The following is a 22078-nucleotide window of genomic DNA, read 5'->3' on the forward strand; positions in this document are numbered from 1 at the left end:
TCAAGGGCGGCATTGTTTTTATCAGGCTGTGCATTCAGCAGGTTAAATCTGCTCTACTGCGATTTCGTCCATGTCATAGAATGCCAGATAATCTTTGATCTCGCTGACGGCATCCTTCGGCGCTTCATAAGACCAGACGGCATTGCTGAGCGTTCTGCTTTTTGTGATAACCGAATAATAGCTCGCATCCCCTTTGTGGGGACAATGGCTTGTCTCGTCGCTTGCATCGAGAAACGCCATGGCGATGTCGGAGCGGGGGAAATAGATCACTGGTGGGTAGTCACCTTCCCGCAATTCCAACGCAGCGCTGCTTTCGCCCAGCACGGCACCGCCCGCGCGTACCGTCCACGTACCCGGTGCTTTTGTAATCTTGATGTGACTTGCCATGTTTCTCTTCCCCAATATGGATAGCACACTTTTCTAGATCGGTGCGGTCGCCGCATCCAACCATAGTTTCGTGGCAGACGATAGTCGTGGCCCGATCTTTTCCGCAACCTCTGCGTGATAGCTGTTAAGCCAGTCGCGTGCGTCTTGGTCCAGCAGTTCAGGATCAATCAAACGCTTGTCGATGGGGGCAAAACTAAGGGTTTCCCAGCACAACATCTTGCGGTGGTCGTCGCCGCCGGGCAGGGCAGGTGCCTTGCGCACAACCAGCAGGTTTTCGATGCGGATACCAAAGGCTCCCTCGCGGTAGTATCCGGGTTCGTTGCTCAGGATCATGCCGGGCTGTAGCGGAACCTGACTGATCCGGCTCAGCCGTTGCGGTCCTTCATGCACGCTGAGGTACGCGCCTACACCATGTCCCAACCCGTGATCGAAGTCCTGTCCGGCCAGCCAAAGCGGCATCCGCCCTACAGCCTCGATGTGACTGCCCGCAAGCCCCTCCGGCCACCGCAAGCGGCTCATGGCGATCATTCCCGACAGGACGCGGGTAAAAGCCGCCCGCGCCTCAGCGGGAGGTGTGCCAATGGCAACGGTGCGGGTAATATCGGTCGTGCCGTCAAGGTACTGCCCGCCGGAATCGAGCACGATTAGCTGACCCTCTTCAAGCAGGCTGTCTGTTTCTTCTGTCACACGGTAATGCATGATCGCGCCGTTCGGGCCGGTCCCTGCAATCGTTTCAAAGCTGATGTCTTGCAAGGCATTATCGCGGCGGCGCGCGGCCTCAAGCTGGGAGACAACCTCGGTTTCGGTGACGGTATCGGGAGCCTGCGCGTCAAGCCATGCCAGAAGCTCACATAGGGCCGCCCCATCGCGCAGATGTGCTGCAGCTGAGCCCGAGATTTCGGCCTCGTTCTTGCAGGCTTTGGGCATCGCGCAGGGATCGTCCCCCCACTGCAACCGCTCACCCAGAGCATCAGCCACGATCAAAGGTACAGTTTGTTTATCCAATCTCACGGGGCCGTCCAAACGCTGCAACGCAGGCAGGAAGGCATCCGGCGCGTGGCACCTGACATCAGATCCGAGGTAATCCATGATCCCGCCCAGCTTTTCCGCAGCCATATAGAGATCAACAGTGGCGTCTGAATGCAGAACAGCAAATCCATGAGCGACCGGATTACGCGGTATGTCCGCACCGCGGATATTCAGCAACCAGTTGTGGCTGTCGGGCAGGGTTATCACCGCCGCCAATTGGCCAGCCTCCGCCAAGTCTTTTGCGAGCCGCTCGCGTTTGGAGGCATGGCTTTCGCCTGCAAATTCGATCGGATGAGGTTTAGCAGGCAGCATTGGCGGCGCTGGCTGATCCGTCCAGATGCGATCAACAAGGTTATCGCAGGTTTGCAGGACAATGCCTGTGCCCGCCAGTGCATCCGTGGTCAGCGCAATCTGGCCCGGTGTGTGCAACCAAGGATCAAATCCGACCTTGCCCCCTTGCGGCAACTGTTCTTTTAGCCATTCCGCAAGTGATACTTCGGGCCAAGGGACGGGAGTGAAGTCCGCCGCCACCTGCGCCTTGACCTGCGTGCGGTAGCGCCCGTCGATGAAGACACCGGCAACGTCGCGCAATGCACAACAGAATCCGGCAGAGCCGGTAAAGCCGCTGAGCCACGCCAGCCTGTCATCATGAGGGGCGACATATTCACCTTGATGCGCATCAGCGCGGGGAATCAGAAAACCGTCCAGCCCTTCGCCGATCAGTTCCTGACGCAAGGCCTTCAGTCGGGGCGGCCCCTGTTCCGGTCGTGCAGTGACCTCGAAACTCTGGAACATTGGCCCCTCCTTCGCTTGGTTCTTAGATTTAATACGGTACCCTCAGCCTGCTCGGCGCATGCCCATCACGCGCGCCCGTGCTCTCGGGTCACTGTCAAACAGGGCTGCGAGCTGCTCTGTCATGGCACCGGCCAGCTGGTCCACATCCGTAATGGTAACGGCGCGGTCGTAATAGCGTGTCACATCGTGCCCGATACCAATGGCCAAAAGCTCGACCGCGCGCTTTTTCTCGACCATGGCGATCACATCACGCAGGTGCTTTTCCAGATAGTTGGCAGGGTTTACCGACAGGGTGGAATCGTCCACAGGTGCGCCATCACTGATCACCATCAAAATTTTGCGGGCCTCGTGACGTGCCATCATCCGGCGGTGCGCCCATTCCAGTGCTTCACCGTCGATGTTTTCTTTCAGCAGACCTTCTTTCATCATCAGACCCAGATTGTCGCGGGTCCGCCGCCATGGCGCATCGGCAGATTTGTAGATGATGTGACGCAGGTCGTTCAGACGGCCGGGCTGTACCGGACGGCCCTCGTTCAACCATGCTTCACGGGCTTGTCCGCCCTTCCACGCACGGGTGGTAAAGCCGAGGATCTCAACCTTCACGTTGCAACGCTCAAGCGTGCGGGCGAGAACATCTGCGCAGATCGCCGCGATAGAGATAGGCCGACCGCGCATCGATCCCGAGTTATCCAAAAGCAGCGTCACGCAGGTGTCACGGAATTCTGTGTCTTTCTCGACCTTGAAGCTGAGCGGCGTTGTGGGGTTCGCCACGATACGCGCCAGCCGGCCCGCATCCAGCGTGCCTTCTTCAAGATCAAACTCCCAAGAACGGTTCTGCTGGGCTTGAAGACGGCGTTGTAACTTGTTGGCCAGACGGCTGACCGCCCCTTTCAGGGGCTCAAGCTGCTGGTCAAGGTAGGCGCGCAGACGTTCCAGCTCAACCGGATCGGCGAGATCTTCTGCGCCAATAACCTCGTCTTCACTGTCCATATAGACAAGATAGTTGGGATCGGCGTCTGATACAGGCTGTGGGGCAGGCGGCTCCATCGGGGCATCGCCTTCAGGCATTTCCGCCTCGTCACCCATTTCCTGATCAGCCATATCGTCCATGCTGACCTGCGCTTCGGCGCTGTCTTGCTGTTCTTCTTGGGATTGCTCGGCAGAACCTTCCGCCTCGTCCTCTTCCTGATCGTCCTGGCCGGTGCTGTCAGGGTCCTGCTCCTCTTCTGCACCGTCTTCGGCTTCGTCTTCCATATCCTCGTCCAGCGCGTCGGGGTCGTCGCCCAACTGATCGCCATAGCCCAGATCGGAGATCATTTGTCGTGCGAGCTTGGCAAAGGCCGATTGGTCTTCGAGGATGTCATTTAGATTTTCGAGCGTGCCACCGGCCTGATCTTCAATGAAACCGCGCCACAGCTCCATCGCGTTCTCGGCACCCGCCGGCAAATCGCGGCCCGTGGCCAGATGGCGCACAAGATAGCCGGCCGCCGTTGCAAGCGGCACATCACTGGCCTGCTTGGCCTGATCATAGCCTTTGCGCTGCGCTTCGTATTTGATTTTGACGTCGATATTGGTCGCTGTGCCGGGCATGTCGCGGGCACCAACGGCTTCACACCGCGCGGTTTCCATCGCTTCGTAAAGGTCCCGCGCCATCTCGCCCTGCGGCTGGTAGCGGGCGTGGGTCTGGCCGTTGTGATAGCGTCGATTGAGCGCAAGCGCGTCTGCGGTGCCGCGTGCCAGCAACACCTCTTCGCGGGTCATGCGGCGCGATACCTGCGGCAGTCGCATGGTGTCGCCGGACAGGCCTGACGGATCAACGGAGTAGGAGACCGTAAGTTCGGTATCGTTGGCCATCACTTTAGAAGCTTCGGCCAGCGCCTTTTTGAACGCGTCTGCGGGATTGTCAGATGGTTTGCTCAACTCGGTCTCCCCCGTCGGTTACAGACGCAGACCTCCCGCAGGAGATCTGCCAGATTTCTGATGTGAAATCCGCGCCCCTTAGCCCAAACTCACACTTGCAGCGCTCTCTGGCAGTTCCTCGTCGAACAGACGCTGGTAGAACTCTGCAACTGTCTGGCGCTCCAGCTCGTCACATTTGTTGAGGAAGGACAGACGGAACGCATAGCCGACGTTGCGGAAAATCTCAGCGTTTTGCGCCCAAGCGATGACCGTACGTGGCGACATAACCGTCGACAGTTCGCCGTTCATAAAGGCAGTGCGTGTCAGGTCGGCCACTGTGACCATCTGCTTTACGGTCTTGCGGCCCTTGTCGGTATTGTAGTGCGGGTTCTTGGACAGAACGATCGCCGTTTCCGCGTCAATCGACAGATAGTTCAGCGTCGCCACCAGTGACCAGCGGTCCATCTGGCCTTGGTTGATCTGCTGCGTGCCATGGTAAAGGCCAGTTGTGTCGCCCAGACCCACAGTGTTTGCGGTGGCAAAGATACGGAAATAGGGGTGCGGCTCGATCACTTTGTTCTGGTCCAGAAGCGTCAGCTTGCCGTCCACTTCCAGCACACGCTGGATCACGAACATAACGTCTGCACGCCCCGCGTCATATTCATCAAAGACGATGGCAGTAGGGTTACGCAGAGCCCATGGCAGAATGCCTTCCTGAAAGTCGGTGACCTGTTTTCCGTCACGTAACTTGATCGCGTCCTTACCGATAAGATCGATCCGGCTGATGTGGCTGTCGAGGTTTACACGCACACAGGGCCAGTTCAGAAGGCTTGCCACCTGCTCGATGTGGGTCGATTTACCTGTACCGTGGTAGCCCTGCACCATGACGCGGCGGTTGTGCGCAAAGCCCGCAAGGATCGCCAGCGTGGTATCAGGGTCGAACTTGTACGTGCTGTCCTGATCCGGCACACGCTCGGTACGCTCCTCAAAGCCTTTGACAACCATGTCTGTATCAATGCCGAAAACGTCGCGGACGCTGATTTCCTTGGTTGGTTTTGTGTCGATATCCAGCGCGCCGTCGGCCATTGGGTCGTCCTTTCATTCAAGCTCTGTCGAGAGACTAAAGTCCCCCACGTGGTGCAACAAATCCGTGCCACCTGCAAGGGTAGGCCTAAGGGTTTATTCCCCCTTCAGGCCAGTTATATGGACCTGCCTGTTCGCATGGCAACCTGTGCACAACCGCAGGCGGCGGTGACAGGACGGTCCGCACGTGCTTCTGCCAGATCAAGACGCAGCCTGACGTGCGCAAGCTCTTGGGTTTTGCTTTGTGCGGCCAGACAGTCGTGAAGCCCGCGCAAGGCCCAGACGTTGTCGGGATGCTGACAGGCGCGGGGCAAGCCGGGGGCAAGACCCAGGTCCTGACGAAAGACCTCTTCTGCTTCGGCTGCGTGACCTTGCTCTAACAGCAATGCCCCGAGCGCGTGACGTGTGGGCTGCATCCAGCCCCAAGGCTCGTCGTAGGGCAGGGCATCATCCAGCGCCACTGCATCGCGCAAACGTGCAAATGCCGACACGTAGTCGCCTTTGCGGTACGACAATTCGCCGTCAAGCATGGCGGTCGCGATTTCCAGCAAATCAATGGCGCGCACATTATGCAGCAGACGGCTTTCGGGGACACGCGCCTTTGCCGCGATGAAGACTTTATGCTGTGCTTCAGCTTCCGGCACCCGGCCAAGTGCGGACAATGCCAGCGCCTTTGCATATTCAATCATCGCAACCTTGGTGCAGCGGATCTCATGGTCTTCCGGCAGCGGCAGCTTGAGGATTTCTTCCCACATGCCAAAGCGGATCAGAACATGTGGCTCCATGCTGAGATAGGCCTCGAAAAAGTCCGCCATCGGGGGGGAGGTTATTTCCAGCAAAGCGTCCGGTGTGGTTTCATCCATGCCCCGCACCGCCTCCATGGCGGGCTCGAACTGGCCAAGGAACAAAGCGCCGTAGATCACGAAGTGGTAATTGTGCTGACGGTAGCCGGTGTAGATGTTGAAGGCACCCTCGGCCTCGTAATACTTCAGGTCCGCCTCGATTGCCCGCTCGTTCCAACGCACCACGTTTTCATAATGCCCGCAAAGCACGTCGATGTGACTGGGCATATGTACCAGATGGCCCGCATCGGGCACCAGTGTCCGCAGGACATCGCCTGCTTTCAGTGCTTTTTCTGGGAAGGGCGACATTTCCATCAGATGTACATAGAGATGAAGGATGCCGGGGTGGACCATGCCGCCGGGCAAGGCCATGTGCCGCTCAAGCACGGCGCGGGCTTCTGCCGTAGCAGCGCCGGAAGCGATCGCACCGCTCGGAAGATCCCACATCGCCCATGGGGTCAGATTCATCAGGGCGTCCACAAAGATCGTCGCGATTTCCGCATCATCCGGAAAACTGGCCTGAACGCTCCGCATCCCATCGGCAAAGGATTTATCCCACGGTGCCATATCTTCAACCGGATCGCGCTGTGGGTATCGGGCACTCAGCGCTATGATCAAAGCCGCCTCGGGGGCTGACGCGGTCCCAACATTTGCGAGAGCGGCTTGTGTGGCATCATAAGCTTCAGCAAGCGCCTCTGCGCGCCCTTTGGAATCGTAAAGCACCCATGGCATGTTGTAATTCGGACCAGCGGCATAGGCATGGCCCCAATGTGCCATCGCAAAGGACGGATCAGCGGCAGTGGCGCGCTTGAAACAGGCAATCGCTTCTTTGTGGTTGAAACCGTAAATCCAGTTCAGGCCTCGATCGAACCAAATCTGTGCCTCAGCACTATCGGTCGTCACAACACGCGAAAAGCGCCCTAAATCATATGGATAGTCCAAACCGGGCTCCTTTTCGCGTGTGTACTGCTGCCGTGTACTAGTCTTTAAAACTGCGGCTGCCTTTGATCTGGTCCCACGCCCACATGACCTGTTGCAACTGGTCTTCCTGACTGCGGTCGCCGCCGTTCATGTCGGGGTGAAGCACCTTGATCAGCATCTTGTAGGCCTTGCGGATTTCCGGCTTGGTCATGTTGTCTTTGACCTCCAGAATCTCTACAGCGCGGCGTTCGGTCGGCGGCAGGCGGCGTCCTGCTTGTGGGCCCTTGCCGGGGTTCTGCGTCGCGTTCTTGCCCAGAACCTGATGCGGGTCCTCGATGCCAAGACGTGCCCATGCACGCGCTTCGGGGTCGCCCAGCGGCTTGGTCTTGCGCTCCCAGACCTTGTCCTCGCTCAGCTGCGCGTTCATCTCGGCCTCGGTGGTGCCGTGGAAGAAGTTCCATTTCAGATTGTACTCGCGCACGTGCTGCTGGCAGAACCAGAAATAGTCATCAAGCACATCGGGTGCCTTCGGGGCGCGGTATTTGCCCGCGTCCTCACATCCTTCGTGATCGCATACGCGGGTCGAGGTTTCAGAAGCACCCGACATGCCACGACGGCCGCGCGGGTTCTTCTTTTTCGACGACGACACCGACATGTCGAAACCAAAGGGATCAGATTTGCTCATGTGTTCGACCTTTCCGACTCAGGCGAGTGAGTTTAGACGCTGTGGTGCGAGATTGAAGGGGGCGAGGAGAAAAAAATGGCGAAAGTGCAAGAGATTGAAGAACGGCTTCGCGCGGCGTTGAACCCGCACGAGATGGAAGTGATAGATGACAGTGAAAGCCACCGTGGACACGCCGGTTTTCGAGAAGGCGGCGGCAGCCACTTTAATGTGATGGTGCGGTCCGAGACATTCAAGGGGTTGAACCGTTTGGCGCGTCACCGCGCGGTGCACAGCGCCATCGGTCCTGAGCTTATGGGGCGCATTCATGCGCTCGCACTTGATCTAGACGTTTAAGTTCGCAACCTAAGTTTCTGATTTGGAAGGGTTTCGAGATGCGGCAAGCGCTTTTAGCGTGCTTGACGTGTCGGCGAGGTTATCGGTGTCCTCTACGCCATTGTCGAACGCGCCATCGATATCATCCGCGATGACTTCAGGTTTGATTTCAGATTTTTCGTCCGTATTTTTGCCGCTGCGGGCTGCAGTTTCCGCATCGGCGGTATCGGCTTTCGCGGGCGTGCCTACGTCGTTTTGATCCGGGTTATCATCGGCAGACGGCGGTGGCGGCAGAAGTTCCGGCGCAAACGCTTCTGCGTCATGTTCGCGCAGACGGCGAAACACCAGCACGTTGCGCCACTCGGTTGTGCTGGACGTCAGGCCAGACCGCTCGATCGAGGGCAGGGTCTCGGCCCGCTGGTACTCCCATCCGTATCCCGCAAGCCCGTTCATAAGCTCCTGCACTGCGTGGGCAAAGCGCGCTTCAGCCCCTTTGACACCTTTGGCTTTCAGGCCCTTGGTCGGGGCGGGAACGACTTTGTATTCGTAGCGGGGCATGAATTCTATCTTTCTGTGGTCGCGTGGTTTTAGCCCAAGGCTGGAAGAATTGGAACGGGAACGCGTGTTAGATCAGACATGGTCGGCACGCAGGTCTTTGTGGAGTACGAACGCAGCCGACGTTGGCGGTAACTGCTGAACGCAGACTTAGCGCTTCAAGCCGACCTTACGGCCGATATTCGCAGGGTCCGGCATCTCAGTCTGGGCGGCTTTGTAGGTCGCCAGCGCATCCTGAATGTTCTGGGGCATCGGCGCGACGCGAGGGCCGCTCTGATCCACGTGTAGCGTCAGCCCTTCGGCCGTCGCAGCAAGCCAGCCGTCCTTGTGATAAAGTTCGGAATAGCTGTGAAAGCGTTTCTCATCAAAATCAATGAGATAGAAGAGGGCGTAAACTTCGTTTCCTTCGTGCAATTCGCGCAGATAGCGGATGTGCCACTCGGCCACGTAAGTGGTGCAACCCGTTTCCTTGATATAAGCCTCGCCAAAGCCGATGTGCGGATAGAGCTCATCCACAGACTCATCGAAAAGAACGTTGTAGTAGGCCATGTTGAGGTGGCCGTTGATGTCGATCCATTCTGGTTTGACCATCATCATCGAGGATCGGAAAGGGGTCTGCATCGGGTACTCCGGCGTGGGGGGGGCGGTAAGTGCTCCGCCCTTTATGTGAGGTGAACAGAGGGCTAGGGCGGGGGAAGACCCCGCCTTACTTGAGCTTTGCCGCGACGAGCTGGTTCACCGCTTTGGGGTTCGCCTTCCCGCCTGTTGCCTTCATTACCTGACCGACAAACCAGCCTGCGAGCTTGGGGTTCTCGCGGGCCTTGGCGACCTGATCGGGGTTGGCGGCGATGATTTCGTCCACGGCGGCTTCGATGGCACCGGTGTCGGTGACCTGCTTCATGCCTTCGGTTTCGACAATCTCTGCGGGGTCGCGACCTGTGGTATAGGTGATCTCGAATACGTCTTTGGCGATCTTTCCCGAAATCGCGTCAGAGGCGATCAAATCGACAATCGCACCCAGTTGCGCCGGTGTGACCGGGCTTTCAGAGATGTCCTTTTCGTCTTTCTTGAGACGACCGAAAAGTTCGTTAATGACCCAGTTCGCAGATGTTTTTCCGTCGCGCCCTTTGGCAACGGCTTCGAAGTACCCGGCACTGTCGAGGTCGGCTGTCAGGACCGATGCATCATAGTCGCTAAGGCCGAAATCACCAATAAATCTTGCCTTTTTGGCGTCTGGCAGTTCGGGCAGGTTGGCCGCAATGTCATCAACCCAGGCCTGTTCGATCTCAAGCGGAAGGAGGTCGGGGTCGGGGAAATAGCGGTAATCGTGCGCTTCTTCTTTGGACCGCATGGACCGGGTTTCCTGCTTGTCGGGATCAAACAAGCGTGTTTCCTGCGTCACCTCGCCACCACCTTCAACGATGGCAATCTGGCGCTTGGCCTCGACTTCGATCGCCTGCTGGATAAAGCGCATGGAGTTCATGTTCTTGATCTCGCAACGCGTCCCGAGGTGGGCGAAGTCCTGTGTTTCGACGTATTTTTCGTACTGGCCGACACGGCAGATGGAGACGTTGACGTCTGCGCGCATCGCACCTGACTGCATGTCGCCATTACAGGTGCCCAGATAGCGCAGGATCTGGCGCAGCTTGGCCAGATAGGCGGCAGCCTCTTCAGGGCCACGGATGTCGGGACGCGAGACGATTTCCATCAGGCAGACACCCGTGCGGTTCAGGTCCACGAAAGACATGTTGGGGTCCATGTCGTGGATGGATTTACCGGCGTCCTGTTCCATATGGATACGCTCAACCCGCACCAGGCGTGCGGTGCCATCACCCATTTCCACCAGCACTTCGCCTTCACCCACGATGGGATGATAGAGTTGGCTGATCTGATAGCCTTGCGGCAGATCGGGATAAAAGTAGTTCTTGCGGTCAAAGGCAGACTTCAGATTGATCTCGGCCTTCAGGCCAAGGCCCGTGCGCACAGCCTGTTCGATGCAGTATTCGTTAATGACGGGAAGCATGCCGGGCATGGCCGCGTCTACAAAGGCGACGTTCGAGTTTGGCTCGGCACCGAATTGCGTCGACGCACCAGAGAAAAGTTTCGCGTTTGAGGAAACCTGCGCGTGGACCTCCATCCCGATGACGAGTTCCCAGTCGTGTTTCGCGCCGGCGATGACGCGTGGTTTTGGGGTGTCGTAGGTCAGATCAAGCATGCTGTGCCCTCTTAAGCGGTAGTGTTCTGCTGGTCTTAAGACAGGGCGCGAGGTGCTGCAAGGGTGGCGGCGGTATCAAGCGGCGTGTGCGGGCCCGCATGTGCAGATATTTGGGTTCTGGCAGTGTAAAAGACGTCAGGCAGGCGAAAGCTGTGGTTTCGTTCCTGCTTGCACTATCTTTGTGTCAGATGAAGGTTATCTTTGTCGTAAGGGGCGGATTGCGCGGCCCCCGATCGCATCGCGACTGCATTGGAGTAGACCATGAAAGCTGTTCTTCATTACGTACCAAAGCTGGCAGGAGCACTGCTTTGCTGGAGCGTCATTGCCGGGAGCGTTTGGGCCGCGGATATCAGCGCCTTTGTCGGCACCTATACCGGCTCTGCGGAAATTATCGGAAATGACGGTTCCCCCGCAAAGCGTGATATGTCTGTGAGCATTGCTGAGGACGATGACGGCTTTGTGGTGCAATGGTCGACGGCCACAACGGGTGGCGACGGGGACAGAAAGGTCAAAAGCTACAGGATTCAGTTCGCTCCGACTGAGCGGGACGAAGTTTTCAGTGCACGTATGCAGCGGAATGTATTTGGCAAAGAGGTGCCGCTCGATCCGATGAAGGGCGAACCTTATGTCTGGGCGCGGATTCTGAATGATACGCTTACAGTATATTCGCTGTTTGTGACGTCTGAAGGGGGCTACGAAATCCAGCAGTTTGACAGGACGTTGTCAGAAGGTGGGTTGGAGCTTGAATATCAGGCGGTCAGCAACGGCAACATCGGGCGGCGGGTCTCCACTTTTCTTGATGCGAACTGACCCACGGCCGGCGCTGGTCTGAGCATTCTAGCGGATGCACTTCCACGGGCCTTCACCCTTCGTCGAATACTGCCATCATCATATTGCGGAGCCGGTCAACATCTTCGTCCACGGTTGCGTTCGGGTCACAGACAAAGGGCGGCAATGCATCGATACGGATCGTGCCGCTTTTGGGAACGAATGTGCCGGGCGGCAGCAACCGGTCGGAATCGTGGATGACGATAGGTAGAATGGTGCGTCCTGTGTCGCGCGCCACGACAACGGCACCTGCTTTGAAGGCACCAAGGCTCTCAGACTTCGTGCGCGTTCCCTCAGGGAACAGCACGACAGAACGGCGATCCGGCATTTCGCGCACGGCTTGGGTCAGGGTATCCATCGCGACGGAGCCTGATGCACGGTCAATCGGTATCAAACCGGCGCCGTTAAATCCGGTACTCAAAAGCTTGGCATCGCAAAGTTCTTTCTTGGCCGCGAAGGTAAACCATTTGGCATCCGGAACAGTATCCATCAGCACGAATCCGTCCAAGTGACTGCGGTGGTTGATGACGATGATGCTGCCGGTGTTCGCAGCCAGATCACGCTTGTTCGCGTCTGACATTTGCGTGCGGATGCTCAGTAACCACAAAAGACGCGAACAGGCGCGCTTTACCAGCCGCCAGTACCAGCCGCGAAATCCTTTTCGGCGTGAGCAGATCAAAGGAACAAAGGCGATGCCAAGAAAATAGAAAGGCCCCAGAACGACAAGCAATGTCCGCTTGAGCACTCGAACGGGCATCGGGTCGATCTCATCCGTAGATGTCACGGAGCCAGCGGATTGGTTTTGCATCGGGGCCTGCCACATATTTTGCCGACCCACGTGATCCGCAGGGAGGAGGTGATGCCATGAGGACGGATTATGCAGCGTCATGACACACGCCGGACCGAGGGCTTGGCCGCTCTGCGGCTTCTCTATCTGCGATTGTGCGACAGACCGCAATGATTATTGTTTACGTAGCGGTAAGACAGGGTAGCCGGTATCGGCCCCGCGCGGATCAGCTTGCCTGCGCAATCGGTCCGTTATCGGTGAAAACAATGCGTTTGCCTGATGCAATTTCCGCGCTGAACAGAGATGAGATGATGCGCATTGCATCGTCACGGCCAGAAGCGGCAAATCGTGCGGGGGAATAAACACGAAGGTTGTTGTCAAATCCCCGCGCGGCATGTGCCCAGATCATCGGGTGCAATTCGGTCAGGTGCTCGCGCACAATCCATTGCGCACAATCGGCAATCTGGCTCCGGACCTGATCGGCTTGGTCGTTGCCCGAAAAGGACTGCCCGACAGAGTTCGCGCAATAGGCGGCTAGAAGGTTCGCGTTGTAGGCGTTTGGCCGTCTGGACAGAATATCGTGCAGACCCTCGACGAAAAAGTCGAGATCGAGGTTGGCGCAAGCCGTATCGTCGCAGGAAATTGCGTCGAACTGAACCCACGTGTAGCCGCCAGCGCCCCATGTGTCTGCGGTCCGCGCGGCGGTACGGCGCGCTTCAAGTTCGAGCTCCGCGTAGGAACCGTACCAACGTGGCAGCAGGTGATTGCCCATCGCTCGCATCGGGCGCGGATTCAGCGGGTTCAGGTCGATCAGCGCTTCGTAGCAATCTGCAACGGGGCGTTTGTCTTCGGAGGATCCACCCAAAAGTGCACAGCCGGTGGCGGCCAGCAGCGGCGAATCTACAGTAATTGCGCAGAACGGCTCCATGATGTCGGACGCACGGTCAAAGTGAGCGCAGAATGCTTCGCGGTTGCGTGTGGGTACTTCGATATCCCAACCGGTACCACGCCATGCCCAAGCTGTATCCATGTGTGCCTGTGCTACAATGCAGGCCACGACATAGCTTTCGGAATGCTCTACCAACACATGCTCCAGCGCCTCGATACCGGCCAGCAAAGGCGCGTCCTTTGGGGGGCGTCCATCCATCAATGCATGCTCAACCGCGTGGACCACATCCGAACGTGCACCAAAGGCCATCAATTCAGCGACCGGCATCCCGCCGGGTGTCAGATGACGCTTGAGATCGGCAATGCCGATCGCCGAGATCAGATCTTCCCAACGCTCTTGTCGCACGAGGTGCTGGGCCGAGAGGAGATACTTGTCGCGGATCGCATCTTCTGCCGTAGGGTCAGGGCAAGCGATGTGCAGCAGGTTTTGCGCCACGGAGTTCATGACAGTGCGCGGAGCCCGACGGCGGATCAGCGCGGGCAGGGGAGTGGACGCAGGTGCCGTGTCCTCGGCCTGCGGGGAAAACGGCAGCGGGCTGCCCTTGGGCCGCACATGTTTCTGAATAAAGGCGCTGAGGGCTCTCATGTTGATCGATCCGTGCCATGTTTCGTTAATGGACATTTCCCATTGTAATTGGGCGGAACAGTGGCGGGCGTGCGGAGATATGGCGGAATTTGCACTACGCAGGCGGGAATCCGCTTAAGGTTGTGTGTGCTGCTGTGCTGCTATTGGCAGTGGTGAGTGCGAGAATATTGGCTTTGTGGGCGTATTGTTTCCAATAAAACCAACCGATTGACCGAAAACTTGCAAATTTGTCTAAATCACATTCTTAGTGTGCCGATGAAAATGCAATGGATGATACAGGCTGCGGCAATCGCGCTCTTTGCCGTTCCTGCAGTGGCCGAGAATACGGTCCGGCCTAAGGCGCGTGCGACGGTGGTTGAAGCGTCGCACAGTGCCGATCTTTCCACTGACGTTACACCCTCGGTAGCAGAGGCCGCCCAGGACCTCAGCGTCCTGCCGCCACGATTTGACACGCATCTGCGTCCTCCGGCCAGACGCGGTAACCTTCCCCGCACCCGGTTTCAACACAAAGGCGGTCATGCGCTGTGGACGCGGGCGGCGCTGTCAGCGCTGAAACAGCATGGCAAACCGTTGGTCAATCTGGTGCCGGCAGACATCCAGAACTGGTGCCCCAATTACCCTCTGGCAGATGATGCGACGCGCCGTGCCTTCTGGGTCGGGTTTCTTTCTGCGCTGTCCAAGCACGAGAGTACCTACAAGGCCAGCGCCGTTGGCGGTGGCGGTCTGTGGTACGGATTGCTGCAAATCCTTCCGTCCACGGCACGCGGCTATAAATGCAACGTGGGCACTGGCGAGGCGCTTAAAAACGGTGCGGCGAACCTGAGCTGTGCAGTGCGGATCATGGCGCATACAGTCCCGCGTGACGGGGTCATCCACGGCTACAAAGGCAAACGGGGCCAAGGTGTCACGGCGGATTGGGGGCCTATGCACTCAAGCGCGAAAAGGCGGGACATGGCAGGCTGGCTCAAGCGGCAGAACTATTGCAAGCCGGTCAATGCCACGCGGCCACGGTCGCGGCCCTGAGTTACTGAAAAAGCTGGAAGTGAAAGCGTTTGGTTGCAAGGCCGCGCGCAAGCAGGGCTTGCTCAAAAGCTTCATGGGGCGGTGTTGCCTCGAACGGGAGCCGTAGTTTCGCGCCGGTCTTCAGCACAAGGGTCGCCCGCACAGAGAAATCGAGCCGCGTATCGAGGCGCACGTGGTCGATTTCATCAAAGGCGACGGCACCCCTCCGCTTGCCGCTGAACCACAGGATATTGCCGTCTTCCAGCGTCAAACCACTGAGCGGATTTGTGTAGTGGTCCCACATGGCGGGCAGGGTGCACAGCCCGACCAATGCGACCAGCCAAGGTGCCATATCAAGCAGCGCCCACGCGCTGACGATCGCGGTCCAGATGGCAAGCACAACCACGGCAGTGGTGCGGCTGCGGCCCTGACGGGTGTAGGTATAGGCGGCGCTCACCGTCCGCCGGTGACGTTCAGGGTTGATCCGGTGATGTAGGATGCCTCGTCCGACAGCAGGAACAGCACCGCTTTGGCGACTTCTTCCGCTGACCCGGTGCGCGCCATCGGCACCATATGCGCCAACCGTGCGGCGCGGTCGGGATCACCGCCCTTGGCGTGGATTTCTGTGTCGATCAGCCCCGGTGCCACGGCCATCACGCGGATGCCCTTTGCTGCGACTTCGTCTGACAGTCCTTTGGTGAAGATGTCCATGGCGGCCTTGGAAGAGGCGTAATCGACATATTGGTTGGCCGAGCCAAGACGGGCAGCGGCGGAGGTGATGTTGACGATAACCCCTTTCCCTGCCGCTTCCATCCGCACCACAGCGCCCTGTGCGACTTCGATAGCGCCGATCACATTAACGTCGAACATCTGGCGCAGACGGGCATGGGACATTTGGGTAACGCGTGCGGCCTGATCGACAATGCCTGCGTTATTGACCAGCGCATCTAGGCGGCCGAATTGCGCATCGACGGTTGCATACATTGCCTCGATCGCGGCGGGGTCGGCCACATCACATTGAATGACATGCGTTTTCGCACCGGCCTCACCGGCTGCAACGGCGACAGCCTTGGCTCCGGCGGGATCGGAGTTGTAGGTAAGCGCCACGTCATAGCCGCGCTGGGAGGCAAGCACGGCACAGGCGGCACCAATGCCCGCAGAGGCACCGGTGATCAGGCAAACGGGTCTGGCCATCCTTACGCTCCTTTAATGCGGGTCAGCATTTCGGTGGTGTCACGGCTAAGGTTTGGCGTGGCGAGGATGCGGGTGATCTCTGCCAGCATTTTAGCCTGCTGGTCACTGTCATAGCGTTTCCACGTCTGGAAGGCAGAGCACATACGTGCCGTGGTTTGCGGGTTCAACGGATCAAGGGTGATCAGCCAGTCGGCCAGCAGCGTGTAGGCGTCACCGGAAGCGTGGTGAAAGCCCGCGTGATGCATCACAAGCGCGCCGAAGACTGCACGAAAACGGTTGGGGTTGGTGTGGGTAAAGGCGGGGTGTTCGGTCAGACGGCGCGCCGTGGCGGCGGCGTCCTCCGGCTTCGCCTTGGAGACCTGAAGACCGAACCACTTGTCCATCACCAGGCGGTCATCCTGCCATTGCTTTTCAAAAGCTTGCAGCTTTTCATCGCCTTTGCCCGCACCAACGAGCAGGGCCAGCGCCACAAGCTGTTGGTTCATATTGTCGGCGCCGTCATATTGTGCAGCCGCCTGTGCGCCGTCATCACGCCGCGTGATCATCGCCAGCATGGCATTGCCAAGAACGCGCCGTCCCGCCTGATCGGCGTTCGGCTGATAGGCTTCGGTTACGGTATTGGCCGCATAGATGTCGGCGGCGACGTCAGCAAAGGCGTCGGCGCGCGCTTCGGCCATCGCCTCGCGTGCGGCATATATTGCCGCAGGGTCGGGCGCGGTGCCTGCTTCGTGCAGGACGGTAGCAAGTTCTGCTTCTGACGGCATGTCCAGCATCAGCGCACGGGTCGCGGGATCAAGCGTAGTGTCGGTGGCGACCTTGTGAATGCCCGCAAGATAGGCGGGGTCGGGGTCTGCGCCTTCTGTGATCATGGCAAGCAGTGATTTGCGCGCCAGCATGCGCCCCTGTTCCCAACGGTTGAAGGGATCGGTGTCATGGGCCAGCAGATGGGCGCGGTCCGCATCGCTTAAGTCATGGGTCAGCACCACAGGTGCGGAAAAGCCGCGCAAAATGGATGGAACGGGTTCATCTTCCAGCCCTGTGAAACGGAAGCTCTGGGTGGCTTTGGTCATTTCCAGCACGCGGGTTTCCAGCGCCTCGGTCCCGTCAGGATAGATCAGGCCAACAGCAATCGGGATCACCTGCGGCTGCGGATCGGGTGTCGCCGCGCTGGGCGGTGTATGTTGCGTAAAGGTCAGGGTCAGCGTGTCCAGCTCGAAGCTATGTTCGACCGACAGGCGCGGGGTGCCCGCCTGTGAGTACCAGCGCTTGAATTGGGCAAGGTCGCGGCCTGTGCTTTCCTCGAACACCTTCAGCCAGTCCTCGATGGTGGCTGCATCGCCATCATGGCGCGTGAAATAGAGATCGAGTGCTTTATAATAGGCTTCGTCCCCGACAAGGGTTTTCAGCATCCCGATGACCTCGGCACCCTTTTCATAGACGGTGGCAGTATAGAAGTTGTTGATTTCCTGAAAGCTTTCGGGCCGGACGGGGTGGGCCAGCGGGCCTTGGTCCTCGGCGAACTGGCGACCGCGCAGGTCGATGACATCAGAAATACGTTTGACGGGGGCCGAGCGCATATCGGAGGTGAACTGGCTGTCGCGGTAGACGGTCAGCCCTTCCTTGAGGCAAAGCTGGAACCAATCGCGGCAGGTGATGCGGTTGCCGGTCCAGTTGTGGAAATACTCGTGCGCGATGATTGCTTCGATCCGTTCAAAGTTCAGATCGGTGGATGTTTCCGGCGATGCAAGAACAGCAGAGGAGTTAAAGATATTCAGGCCCTTGTTCTCCATCGCGCCCATGTTGAAATCGTCCACGGCGACGATGTTGAACAGATCCAGATCGTATTCGCGGCCATAGACGTCTTCGTCCCATTTCATTGAGGCCTTGAGCGCCTGCATGCCAAAGGCGCATTTGCCCTCGTCACCGGGACGCACATAAAGGTTCAGATCGACGTGGCGGCCTGACATGGTGGTGAAGCTGTCGGAATGGGCAACCAAATCACCCGCAACCAATGCGAAAAGATACGCCGGTTTGGGCCAGGGATCATGCCATTTGGCGAGATGGTTTTCAGTGACGACCGGATTGCCATTTGAAAGCAACACGGGATGCGGGCCCTCAACCGTTACGGTAAAGACGCTCATCACATCGGGACGGTCAGGGTAGAATGTGATCTTGCGGAACCCTTCGGCCTCGCATTGAGTGCAATACATGCCGTTTGACATATAAAGCCCCTCAAGGGCGGTGTTGTTCGCGGGGTCGATTTCGACCTCGGATTCCCAAGTGAACGGTCCGCCCGGCACCGCACAGGTCAATCCTTCGCCCGTCAGGTCGGGATTGATCGCCGTGCCCTCAATCTGCGCCGAGATCAGTTTGATCTGCTCGCCGTGCAGGAACATGGTGTTCGGGGTCTCGCCGGTAAAGGCTGGATTGGGGGCGAAACGGATCAAGCTGCGTACGCGGGTCGCATGCGGGTCGAGGGTAAAGTGCAAATCGACGCTGTCGACGGTCCACGGATAGGGCGTGTAATCGGACAGATAGATCGTTTTCGGAGCGGCATCGCGCATCGGGAGCACCTTTTGTTTGGAACCTTACGGGTTGCGCCACGTTAAACCCGCAACACAGCACCCTCAACGGGTGAAATGAAGATGCAAATAGGAGATGACGATGTCAGCCCCAGATACAAATGTAGAACGCCAAGCCGATGAACATAAGCCCTCGCTGCTGGGCATACGCGGTGCCATGATCTTCGGGGCGCTGATGATTGTCCTGATGATCGCCTTTACCGCCTTCCGTGGCACCACTCCATCCGAGGAGACGCTGATCGGATCCGAAACTGAAACAAGCACACAGGGCGCTGATGGCGTGGCAATTGATCCGGTCGCACCGGGGACAAACGAAAGCAACTAAGCGATTGTTGGTTGTGACGATGGTACGAAGCGATGTCAGGGAACTGGCATCGCTTTTGCATTGAGTGGAAGGGTACAATGACGCGCATGCGCAAGAAGTCCGATTTGCCTCAGAAGGATTGCGTCACTTGTGGCCGCCCTTTTGTCTGGCGGCGTAAATGGGCCAAGGTCTGGGAAACGGTGAAATACTGCTCTGACCGCTGCAGGAATGAGCGCCCAAAACAGACCTGAAACCTACCCGCGTATCTGGTAATATTTTATGACCAAATGCGCTTGTGCCGCGTTTCCTTTGGCTCTAAGTGTTTCCGAAAGGAAACTTTGCGGGAGGCATTGGACATGGCACGGATCGAAAAACATGGCTTGCAGGTAGACGAGACGCTGGTCTCTTTTATCGAGGAAAAAGCACTGGGTGGCACGGGTGTTGCTGCTGATGATTTCTGGGCAGGGTTCTCTGCTTTGGTCCATGATATGGGGCCGAAGAACCGCGATCTTCTGAACAAACGCGCTGATATTCAGTCAAAAATCGACGAATGGCATAAAGCCCGTTCGAACCAGCCGCACGATACCACAGCCTACATGTCTTTTCTCAAAGAGATCGGCTATCTGGTGCCCGAGGGTGACGATTTTTCTATCGATACCGCGAATGTTGATCCCGAGATTGCCTCTATCGCTGGGCCGCAGCTGGTTGTCCCCATTACAAACGCGCGGTTTGCGCTGAACGCGGCCAACGCCCGGTGGGGCAGTCTTTATGACGGGTTCTACGGCACAGATGCGATGGGCACACAGCCACCTAAAGGGCCCTATAATCAGGGACACGGTGCTCGCGTTGTTGCGCGATCACGTGTGTTTCTAGATGAAGCGTTCCCCATTGAAGGGGTGAGCCACGCAGATGCCACGAAGTATGCGGTGCGGGATGGCGCGCTGACCGTAGACGACCAGCCGCTGATGCAACCGGAGAAATTTGTCGGGTATCGCGGCGACGCGCAAACACCGGACAGGGTCTTATTGCGCAATAACGGTCTGCATGTGGAATTGGTGTTTGACCGTAGCCATCCGATTGGCAGCCGCGATCAGGCCGGTCTGGCAGATGTGCAGCTGGAAAGCGCGGTTTCCGCCATTATGGATTGCGAAGATTCCGTGGCTTGCGTTGATGCCGAGGATAAGGTTCTGGCTTATGGCAACTGGCTGGGGTTGATGAAGGGCGATCTGGAAGAGAGCTTTGTCAAAGGCGGGGCCGAGATGACGCGCCGCCTGAACGCTGATCGTGACTACACCACACCCGATGGCGGGACCACCACGCTCAAGGGGCGGGCGCTGATGCTTGTGCGCAACGTGGGCCACCTGATGACAAACCCTGCGGTGCTGGACCGCGACGGCAACGAAGTGTTTGAAGGTTTGATGGACGCGATGGTCACCACGCTGATTGCCAAGCACGACCTTGGCCGCGAAGGTGGCAATTCAGTTACCGGTTCGGTCTATGTCGTCAAACCAAAGATGCACGGACCTGAAGAGGTTGCGTTCTCGGACGAGATTTTCACCCACGTCGAAAAGGCGCTGGGCCTGCCCAAGAATACGGTCAAGCTGGGCATCATGGACGAGGAAAGACGCACGTCTGCGAACCTTAAAGAGTGCATCCGTGCCGCAAAATCGCGTGTGGCCTTTATCAACACCGGCTTTTTGGACCGGACGGGCGACGAGATCCATACCTCGATGGAAGCAGGCCCGTTCAGCCGCAAAGACTATATCAAGAACAAGCCGTGGATTAACGCCTACGAGATGCAAAACGTCGATATCGGACTGGAATGTGGTCTCTCGGGTAAGGCGCAGATCGGTAAAGGTATGTGGGCCATGCCCGACATGATGGCCGCGATGCTGGAACAGAAGATCGGGCATCCCAAATCCGGTGCGAACTGTGCCTGGGTCCCGTCACCAACGGCGGCAACGCTGCACGCGTTGCATTATCACAAGGTCGACGTCTTTGCCGTGCAAGACAAACTGCGCGAGACAGGGCGGCGGACCTATAAAGAAACACTGCTGGATATCCCGCTGGCGACCTACCAGAAATGGACAGACGCGCAGGTGCAGCGTGAGGTGGAAAACAATGTGCAAGGTATCCTTGGATACGTCGTGCGCTGGATTGATCAGGGGGTCGGTTGCTCAAAGGTGCCTGACATGAACAACGTGGGCCTGATGGAAGACCGTGCGACCTGCCGCATCTCGGCACAGCACGTGGCCAACTGGTTGCACCATGAAATTGTCAGCCGTGATATGGTGATGTCGGCGATGCAAAAAATGGCAGCGGTCGTAGACGACCAAAACGCAGGTGATCCGCTGTATCGTCCGATGTCACCGTCTTTTGATGGCATCGCGTTCAAAGCGGCTTGTGATCTGGTTTTCGAAGGCCGCACGCAGCCATCGGGCTACACCGAGCCGGTTTTGCATGCACGTCGTCTTGAGTTGAAGGCTGCGAGCTAAGCCGATCCGTCAATAAAACAAAGGGTGGCGGGCAGGGCATCTAAGTCATACCCAAGTCCGGCACCGTCCCGGAACAAGACAATTCAAGAAAGGTCACACTGATGACAATCTCATTGCGCAAGGCGCGGACAATCATTCGCAAAGCACTGGAAAAAGGCCGCGAGCTGGAACTGAAGCCGCTTTCGGTGATCGTGTTGGACGCGGGCGGGCACGTGCAGGCGTTTGAACGTGAGGACGGTGCATCCGTCGGTCGTTTTGGCATTGCGCATGGCAAGGCGTACGGTTCCGTCATGATGGGCATGGCCGGCACGGCGCAAATGAAGCGTGCCGAAGATCAGGCCTACTTTCTGGCAGCCGTGAACGGCGTGTTTGGCGGTAACGTTGTCCCTGTGCCGGGCGGTGTTTTGTTGCGTGACAAGAAAGGTGCCGTGATTGGTGCTGTGGGTGTGACGGGCGACAGCTCTGACAACGATGCGATTGCCGCGATGGCGGGGATCGAGGCCGCAAATCTGGTCGGCGAAATCTAAGAATTGCCTGTTGTTTAGGCGAAGACGATGCACAGGCCGCCCGCATGGCGGCTTGTGTGCTTGAGGGATCGGCGCGGCTGGCCTATAAACGCATCAAAGCAG

At 58.0% G+C, this 22078-nt stretch carries 21 protein-coding genes; 7 read left to right on the forward strand and 14 right to left on the reverse strand.

The window, feature by feature from the left end:
• Nucleotides 1-42: 42 nt before the first annotated feature.
• The 6 genes from Z946_RS0117145 to Z946_RS0117170 form a co-directional block, all read right to left on the reverse strand.
• The gene (locus Z946_RS0117145) at nucleotides 43-387 is read right to left on the reverse strand and encodes a DUF427 domain-containing protein (RefSeq protein ID WP_025056953.1); all 345 of its coding nucleotides are present in this window, start codon (nucleotides 385-387) and stop codon (nucleotides 43-45) included.
• A gap of 33 nt (nucleotides 388-420) precedes the next feature.
• Nucleotides 421-2211 (reverse strand): aminopeptidase P family protein, encoded by a 1791-nt coding sequence (locus Z946_RS0117150; RefSeq protein WP_025056954.1) that lies wholly within the window; start codon nucleotides 2209-2211, stop codon nucleotides 421-423.
• A 42-nt stretch (nucleotides 2212-2253) separates the two neighbouring features.
• The gene (gene cobT, locus Z946_RS0117155; protein WP_025056955.1) at nucleotides 2254-4131 is read right to left on the reverse strand and encodes a cobaltochelatase subunit CobT; all 1878 of its coding nucleotides are present in this window, start codon (nucleotides 4129-4131) and stop codon (nucleotides 2254-2256) included.
• Between the two features lie 78 nt (nucleotides 4132-4209).
• A complete protein-coding gene (cobS, locus tag Z946_RS0117160; protein WP_025056956.1) occupies nucleotides 4210-5196 on the reverse strand; it encodes a cobaltochelatase subunit CobS in 987 nt (328 codons plus the stop codon).
• Between the two features lie 113 nt (nucleotides 5197-5309).
• Nucleotides 5310-6977 (reverse strand): tetratricopeptide repeat protein, encoded by a 1668-nt coding sequence (locus Z946_RS0117165; protein ID WP_025056957.1) that lies wholly within the window; start codon nucleotides 6975-6977, stop codon nucleotides 5310-5312.
• Nucleotides 6978-7014: 37 nt separating this feature from the next.
• The gene (locus Z946_RS0117170; RefSeq protein ID WP_025056958.1) at nucleotides 7015-7641 is read right to left on the reverse strand and encodes a DnaJ domain-containing protein; all 627 of its coding nucleotides are present in this window, start codon (nucleotides 7639-7641) and stop codon (nucleotides 7015-7017) included.
• A 75-nt stretch (nucleotides 7642-7716) separates the two neighbouring features.
• Between Z946_RS0117170 and Z946_RS0117175 the strand changes: the two genes are divergently transcribed.
• Nucleotides 7717-7974 carry a BolA family protein gene (locus Z946_RS0117175; protein ID WP_025056959.1) on the forward strand — a complete coding sequence of 86 codons (258 nt, stop codon included), beginning with the start codon at nucleotides 7717-7719 and terminating at the stop codon, nucleotides 7972-7974.
• Nucleotides 7975-7983: 9 nt separating this feature from the next.
• On the opposite strand, the gene Z946_RS21445 is transcribed toward Z946_RS0117175, so the two are convergent.
• The 3 genes from Z946_RS21445 to gatB form a co-directional block, all read right to left on the reverse strand.
• Nucleotides 7984-8511 carry a DUF4177 domain-containing protein gene (locus tag Z946_RS21445; protein ID WP_025056960.1) on the reverse strand — a complete coding sequence of 176 codons (528 nt, stop codon included), beginning with the start codon at nucleotides 8509-8511 and terminating at the stop codon, nucleotides 7984-7986.
• Nucleotides 8512-8658: 147 nt separating this feature from the next.
• Nucleotides 8659-9129, reverse strand: a complete 471-nt coding sequence (locus Z946_RS0117185) for a thioesterase family protein (protein ID WP_025056961.1) — start codon at nucleotides 9127-9129, stop codon at nucleotides 8659-8661.
• Nucleotides 9130-9214: 85 nt separating this feature from the next.
• Nucleotides 9215-10723 carry an Asp-tRNA(Asn)/Glu-tRNA(Gln) amidotransferase subunit GatB gene (gatB, locus tag Z946_RS0117190; RefSeq protein ID WP_025056962.1) on the reverse strand — a complete coding sequence of 503 codons (1509 nt, stop codon included), beginning with the start codon at nucleotides 10721-10723 and terminating at the stop codon, nucleotides 9215-9217.
• Between the two features lie 261 nt (nucleotides 10724-10984).
• Between gatB and Z946_RS0117195 the strand changes: the two genes are divergently transcribed.
• Nucleotides 10985-11533: a hypothetical protein gene (locus tag Z946_RS0117195; protein WP_025056963.1), complete on the forward strand. Its 549-nt coding sequence runs from the start codon at nucleotides 10985-10987 to the stop codon at nucleotides 11531-11533.
• 52 nt (nucleotides 11534-11585) lie between these two features.
• Here the strand turns inward: Z946_RS0117195 and Z946_RS21180 are convergent, their stop codons facing one another.
• Nucleotides 11586-12335, reverse strand: a complete 750-nt coding sequence (locus Z946_RS21180) for a lysophospholipid acyltransferase family protein (protein ID WP_160170289.1) — start codon at nucleotides 12333-12335, stop codon at nucleotides 11586-11588.
• A 229-nt stretch (nucleotides 12336-12564) separates the two neighbouring features.
• Nucleotides 12565-13872, reverse strand: coding sequence for a hypothetical protein (locus Z946_RS0117205; RefSeq protein ID WP_025056965.1), 1308 nt, complete (start codon nucleotides 13870-13872; stop codon nucleotides 12565-12567).
• A gap of 255 nt (nucleotides 13873-14127) precedes the next feature.
• On the opposite strand from Z946_RS0117205, the gene Z946_RS0117210 reads away from it, so the two are divergent.
• Nucleotides 14128-14895, forward strand: a complete 768-nt coding sequence (locus Z946_RS0117210; protein WP_025056966.1) for a transglycosylase SLT domain-containing protein — start codon at nucleotides 14128-14130, stop codon at nucleotides 14893-14895.
• Nucleotide 14896: 1 nt separating this feature from the next.
• Here Z946_RS0117210 and Z946_RS0117215 read toward each other — a convergent pair whose 3' ends face one another.
• The 3 genes from Z946_RS0117215 to pepN are packed head-to-tail and all read right to left on the reverse strand — an operon-like array spanning nucleotide 14897 to nucleotide 18632.
• Nucleotides 14897-15331: a hypothetical protein gene (locus tag Z946_RS0117215; protein ID WP_025056967.1), complete on the reverse strand. Its 435-nt coding sequence runs from the start codon at nucleotides 15329-15331 to the stop codon at nucleotides 14897-14899.
• Entirely contained in the window at nucleotides 15328-16068 is a 741-nt protein-coding gene (locus tag Z946_RS0117220; RefSeq protein WP_025056968.1) for an SDR family oxidoreductase, read from the reverse strand. Before Z946_RS0117220 ends, Z946_RS0117215 begins: the two co-directional genes overlap by 4 nt.
• 2 nt (nucleotides 16069-16070) lie before the next feature.
• Entirely contained in the window at nucleotides 16071-18632 is a 2562-nt protein-coding gene (gene pepN, locus Z946_RS0117225; RefSeq protein WP_025056969.1) for an aminopeptidase N, read from the reverse strand.
• Nucleotides 18633-18732: 100 nt separating this feature from the next.
• Between pepN and Z946_RS0117230 the strand changes: the two genes are divergently transcribed.
• The 4 genes from Z946_RS0117230 to Z946_RS0117240 all read left to right on the forward strand — a co-directional run bounded on the left by Z946_RS0117230 (nucleotide 18733) and on the right by Z946_RS0117240 (nucleotide 21976).
• A complete protein-coding gene (locus Z946_RS0117230) occupies nucleotides 18733-18975 on the forward strand; it encodes a hypothetical protein (protein ID WP_025056970.1) in 243 nt (80 codons plus the stop codon).
• A gap of 77 nt (nucleotides 18976-19052) precedes the next feature.
• Nucleotides 19053-19205, forward strand: a complete 153-nt coding sequence (locus tag Z946_RS21450) for a DUF2256 domain-containing protein (protein ID WP_081780850.1) — start codon at nucleotides 19053-19055, stop codon at nucleotides 19203-19205.
• A 105-nt stretch (nucleotides 19206-19310) separates the two neighbouring features.
• Nucleotides 19311-21449 carry a malate synthase G gene (locus tag Z946_RS0117235; protein WP_025056971.1) on the forward strand — a complete coding sequence of 713 codons (2139 nt, stop codon included), beginning with the start codon at nucleotides 19311-19313 and terminating at the stop codon, nucleotides 21447-21449.
• A 101-nt stretch (nucleotides 21450-21550) separates the two neighbouring features.
• The gene (locus tag Z946_RS0117240; RefSeq protein ID WP_025056972.1) at nucleotides 21551-21976 is read left to right on the forward strand and encodes a GlcG/HbpS family heme-binding protein; all 426 of its coding nucleotides are present in this window, start codon (nucleotides 21551-21553) and stop codon (nucleotides 21974-21976) included.
• Nucleotides 21977-22078: the final 102 nt, after the last annotated feature.

The sequence above is a fragment of the Sulfitobacter noctilucicola genome, assembly GCF_000622385.1.
Taxonomy (GTDB): domain Bacteria; phylum Pseudomonadota; class Alphaproteobacteria; order Rhodobacterales; family Rhodobacteraceae; genus Sulfitobacter; species Sulfitobacter noctilucicola.

What these genes read in the sequence shown, in the direction of transcription:
- Z946_RS0117205 (WP_025056965.1), bottom strand. Translation starts at nt 13,872, where the DNA reads ATGAGAGCCCTCAGCGCCTTTATTCAGAAACATGTGCGGCCCAAGGGC.
- Z946_RS0117170 (WP_025056958.1), bottom strand. Translation starts at nt 7,641, where the DNA reads ATGAGCAAATCTGATCCCTTTGGTTTCGACATGTCGGTGTCGTCGTCG.
- Z946_RS21450 (WP_081780850.1), top strand. Translation starts at nt 19,053, where the DNA reads ATGACGCGCATGCGCAAGAAGTCCGATTTGCCTCAGAAGGATTGCGTC.
- Z946_RS0117220 (WP_025056968.1), bottom strand. Translation starts at nt 16,068, where the DNA reads ATGGCCAGACCCGTTTGCCTGATCACCGGTGCCTCTGCGGGCATTGGT.
- Z946_RS0117240 (WP_025056972.1), top strand. Translation starts at nt 21,551, where the DNA reads ATGACAATCTCATTGCGCAAGGCGCGGACAATCATTCGCAAAGCACTG.
- Z946_RS0117150 (WP_025056954.1), bottom strand. Translation starts at nt 2,211, where the DNA reads ATGTTCCAGAGTTTCGAGGTCACTGCACGACCGGAACAGGGGCCGCCC.
- Z946_RS0117175 (WP_025056959.1), top strand. Translation starts at nt 7,717, where the DNA reads ATGGCGAAAGTGCAAGAGATTGAAGAACGGCTTCGCGCGGCGTTGAAC.
- Z946_RS0117195 (WP_025056963.1), top strand. Translation starts at nt 10,985, where the DNA reads ATGAAAGCTGTTCTTCATTACGTACCAAAGCTGGCAGGAGCACTGCTT.
- Z946_RS0117230 (WP_025056970.1), top strand. Translation starts at nt 18,733, where the DNA reads ATGTCAGCCCCAGATACAAATGTAGAACGCCAAGCCGATGAACATAAG.
- Z946_RS0117145 (WP_025056953.1), bottom strand. Translation starts at nt 387, where the DNA reads ATGGCAAGTCACATCAAGATTACAAAAGCACCGGGTACGTGGACGGTA.
- cobS (WP_025056956.1), bottom strand. Translation starts at nt 5,196, where the DNA reads ATGGCCGACGGCGCGCTGGATATCGACACAAAACCAACCAAGGAAATC.
- Z946_RS0117235 (WP_025056971.1), top strand. Translation starts at nt 19,311, where the DNA reads ATGGCACGGATCGAAAAACATGGCTTGCAGGTAGACGAGACGCTGGTC.
- Z946_RS0117210 (WP_025056966.1), top strand. Translation starts at nt 14,128, where the DNA reads ATGAAAATGCAATGGATGATACAGGCTGCGGCAATCGCGCTCTTTGCC.
- pepN (WP_025056969.1), bottom strand. Translation starts at nt 18,632, where the DNA reads ATGCGCGATGCCGCTCCGAAAACGATCTATCTGTCCGATTACACGCCC.
- gatB (WP_025056962.1), bottom strand. Translation starts at nt 10,723, where the DNA reads ATGCTTGATCTGACCTACGACACCCCAAAACCACGCGTCATCGCCGGC.
- Z946_RS21445 (WP_025056960.1), bottom strand. Translation starts at nt 8,511, where the DNA reads ATGCCCCGCTACGAATACAAAGTCGTTCCCGCCCCGACCAAGGGCCTG.
- Z946_RS0117185 (WP_025056961.1), bottom strand. Translation starts at nt 9,129, where the DNA reads ATGCAGACCCCTTTCCGATCCTCGATGATGATGGTCAAACCAGAATGG.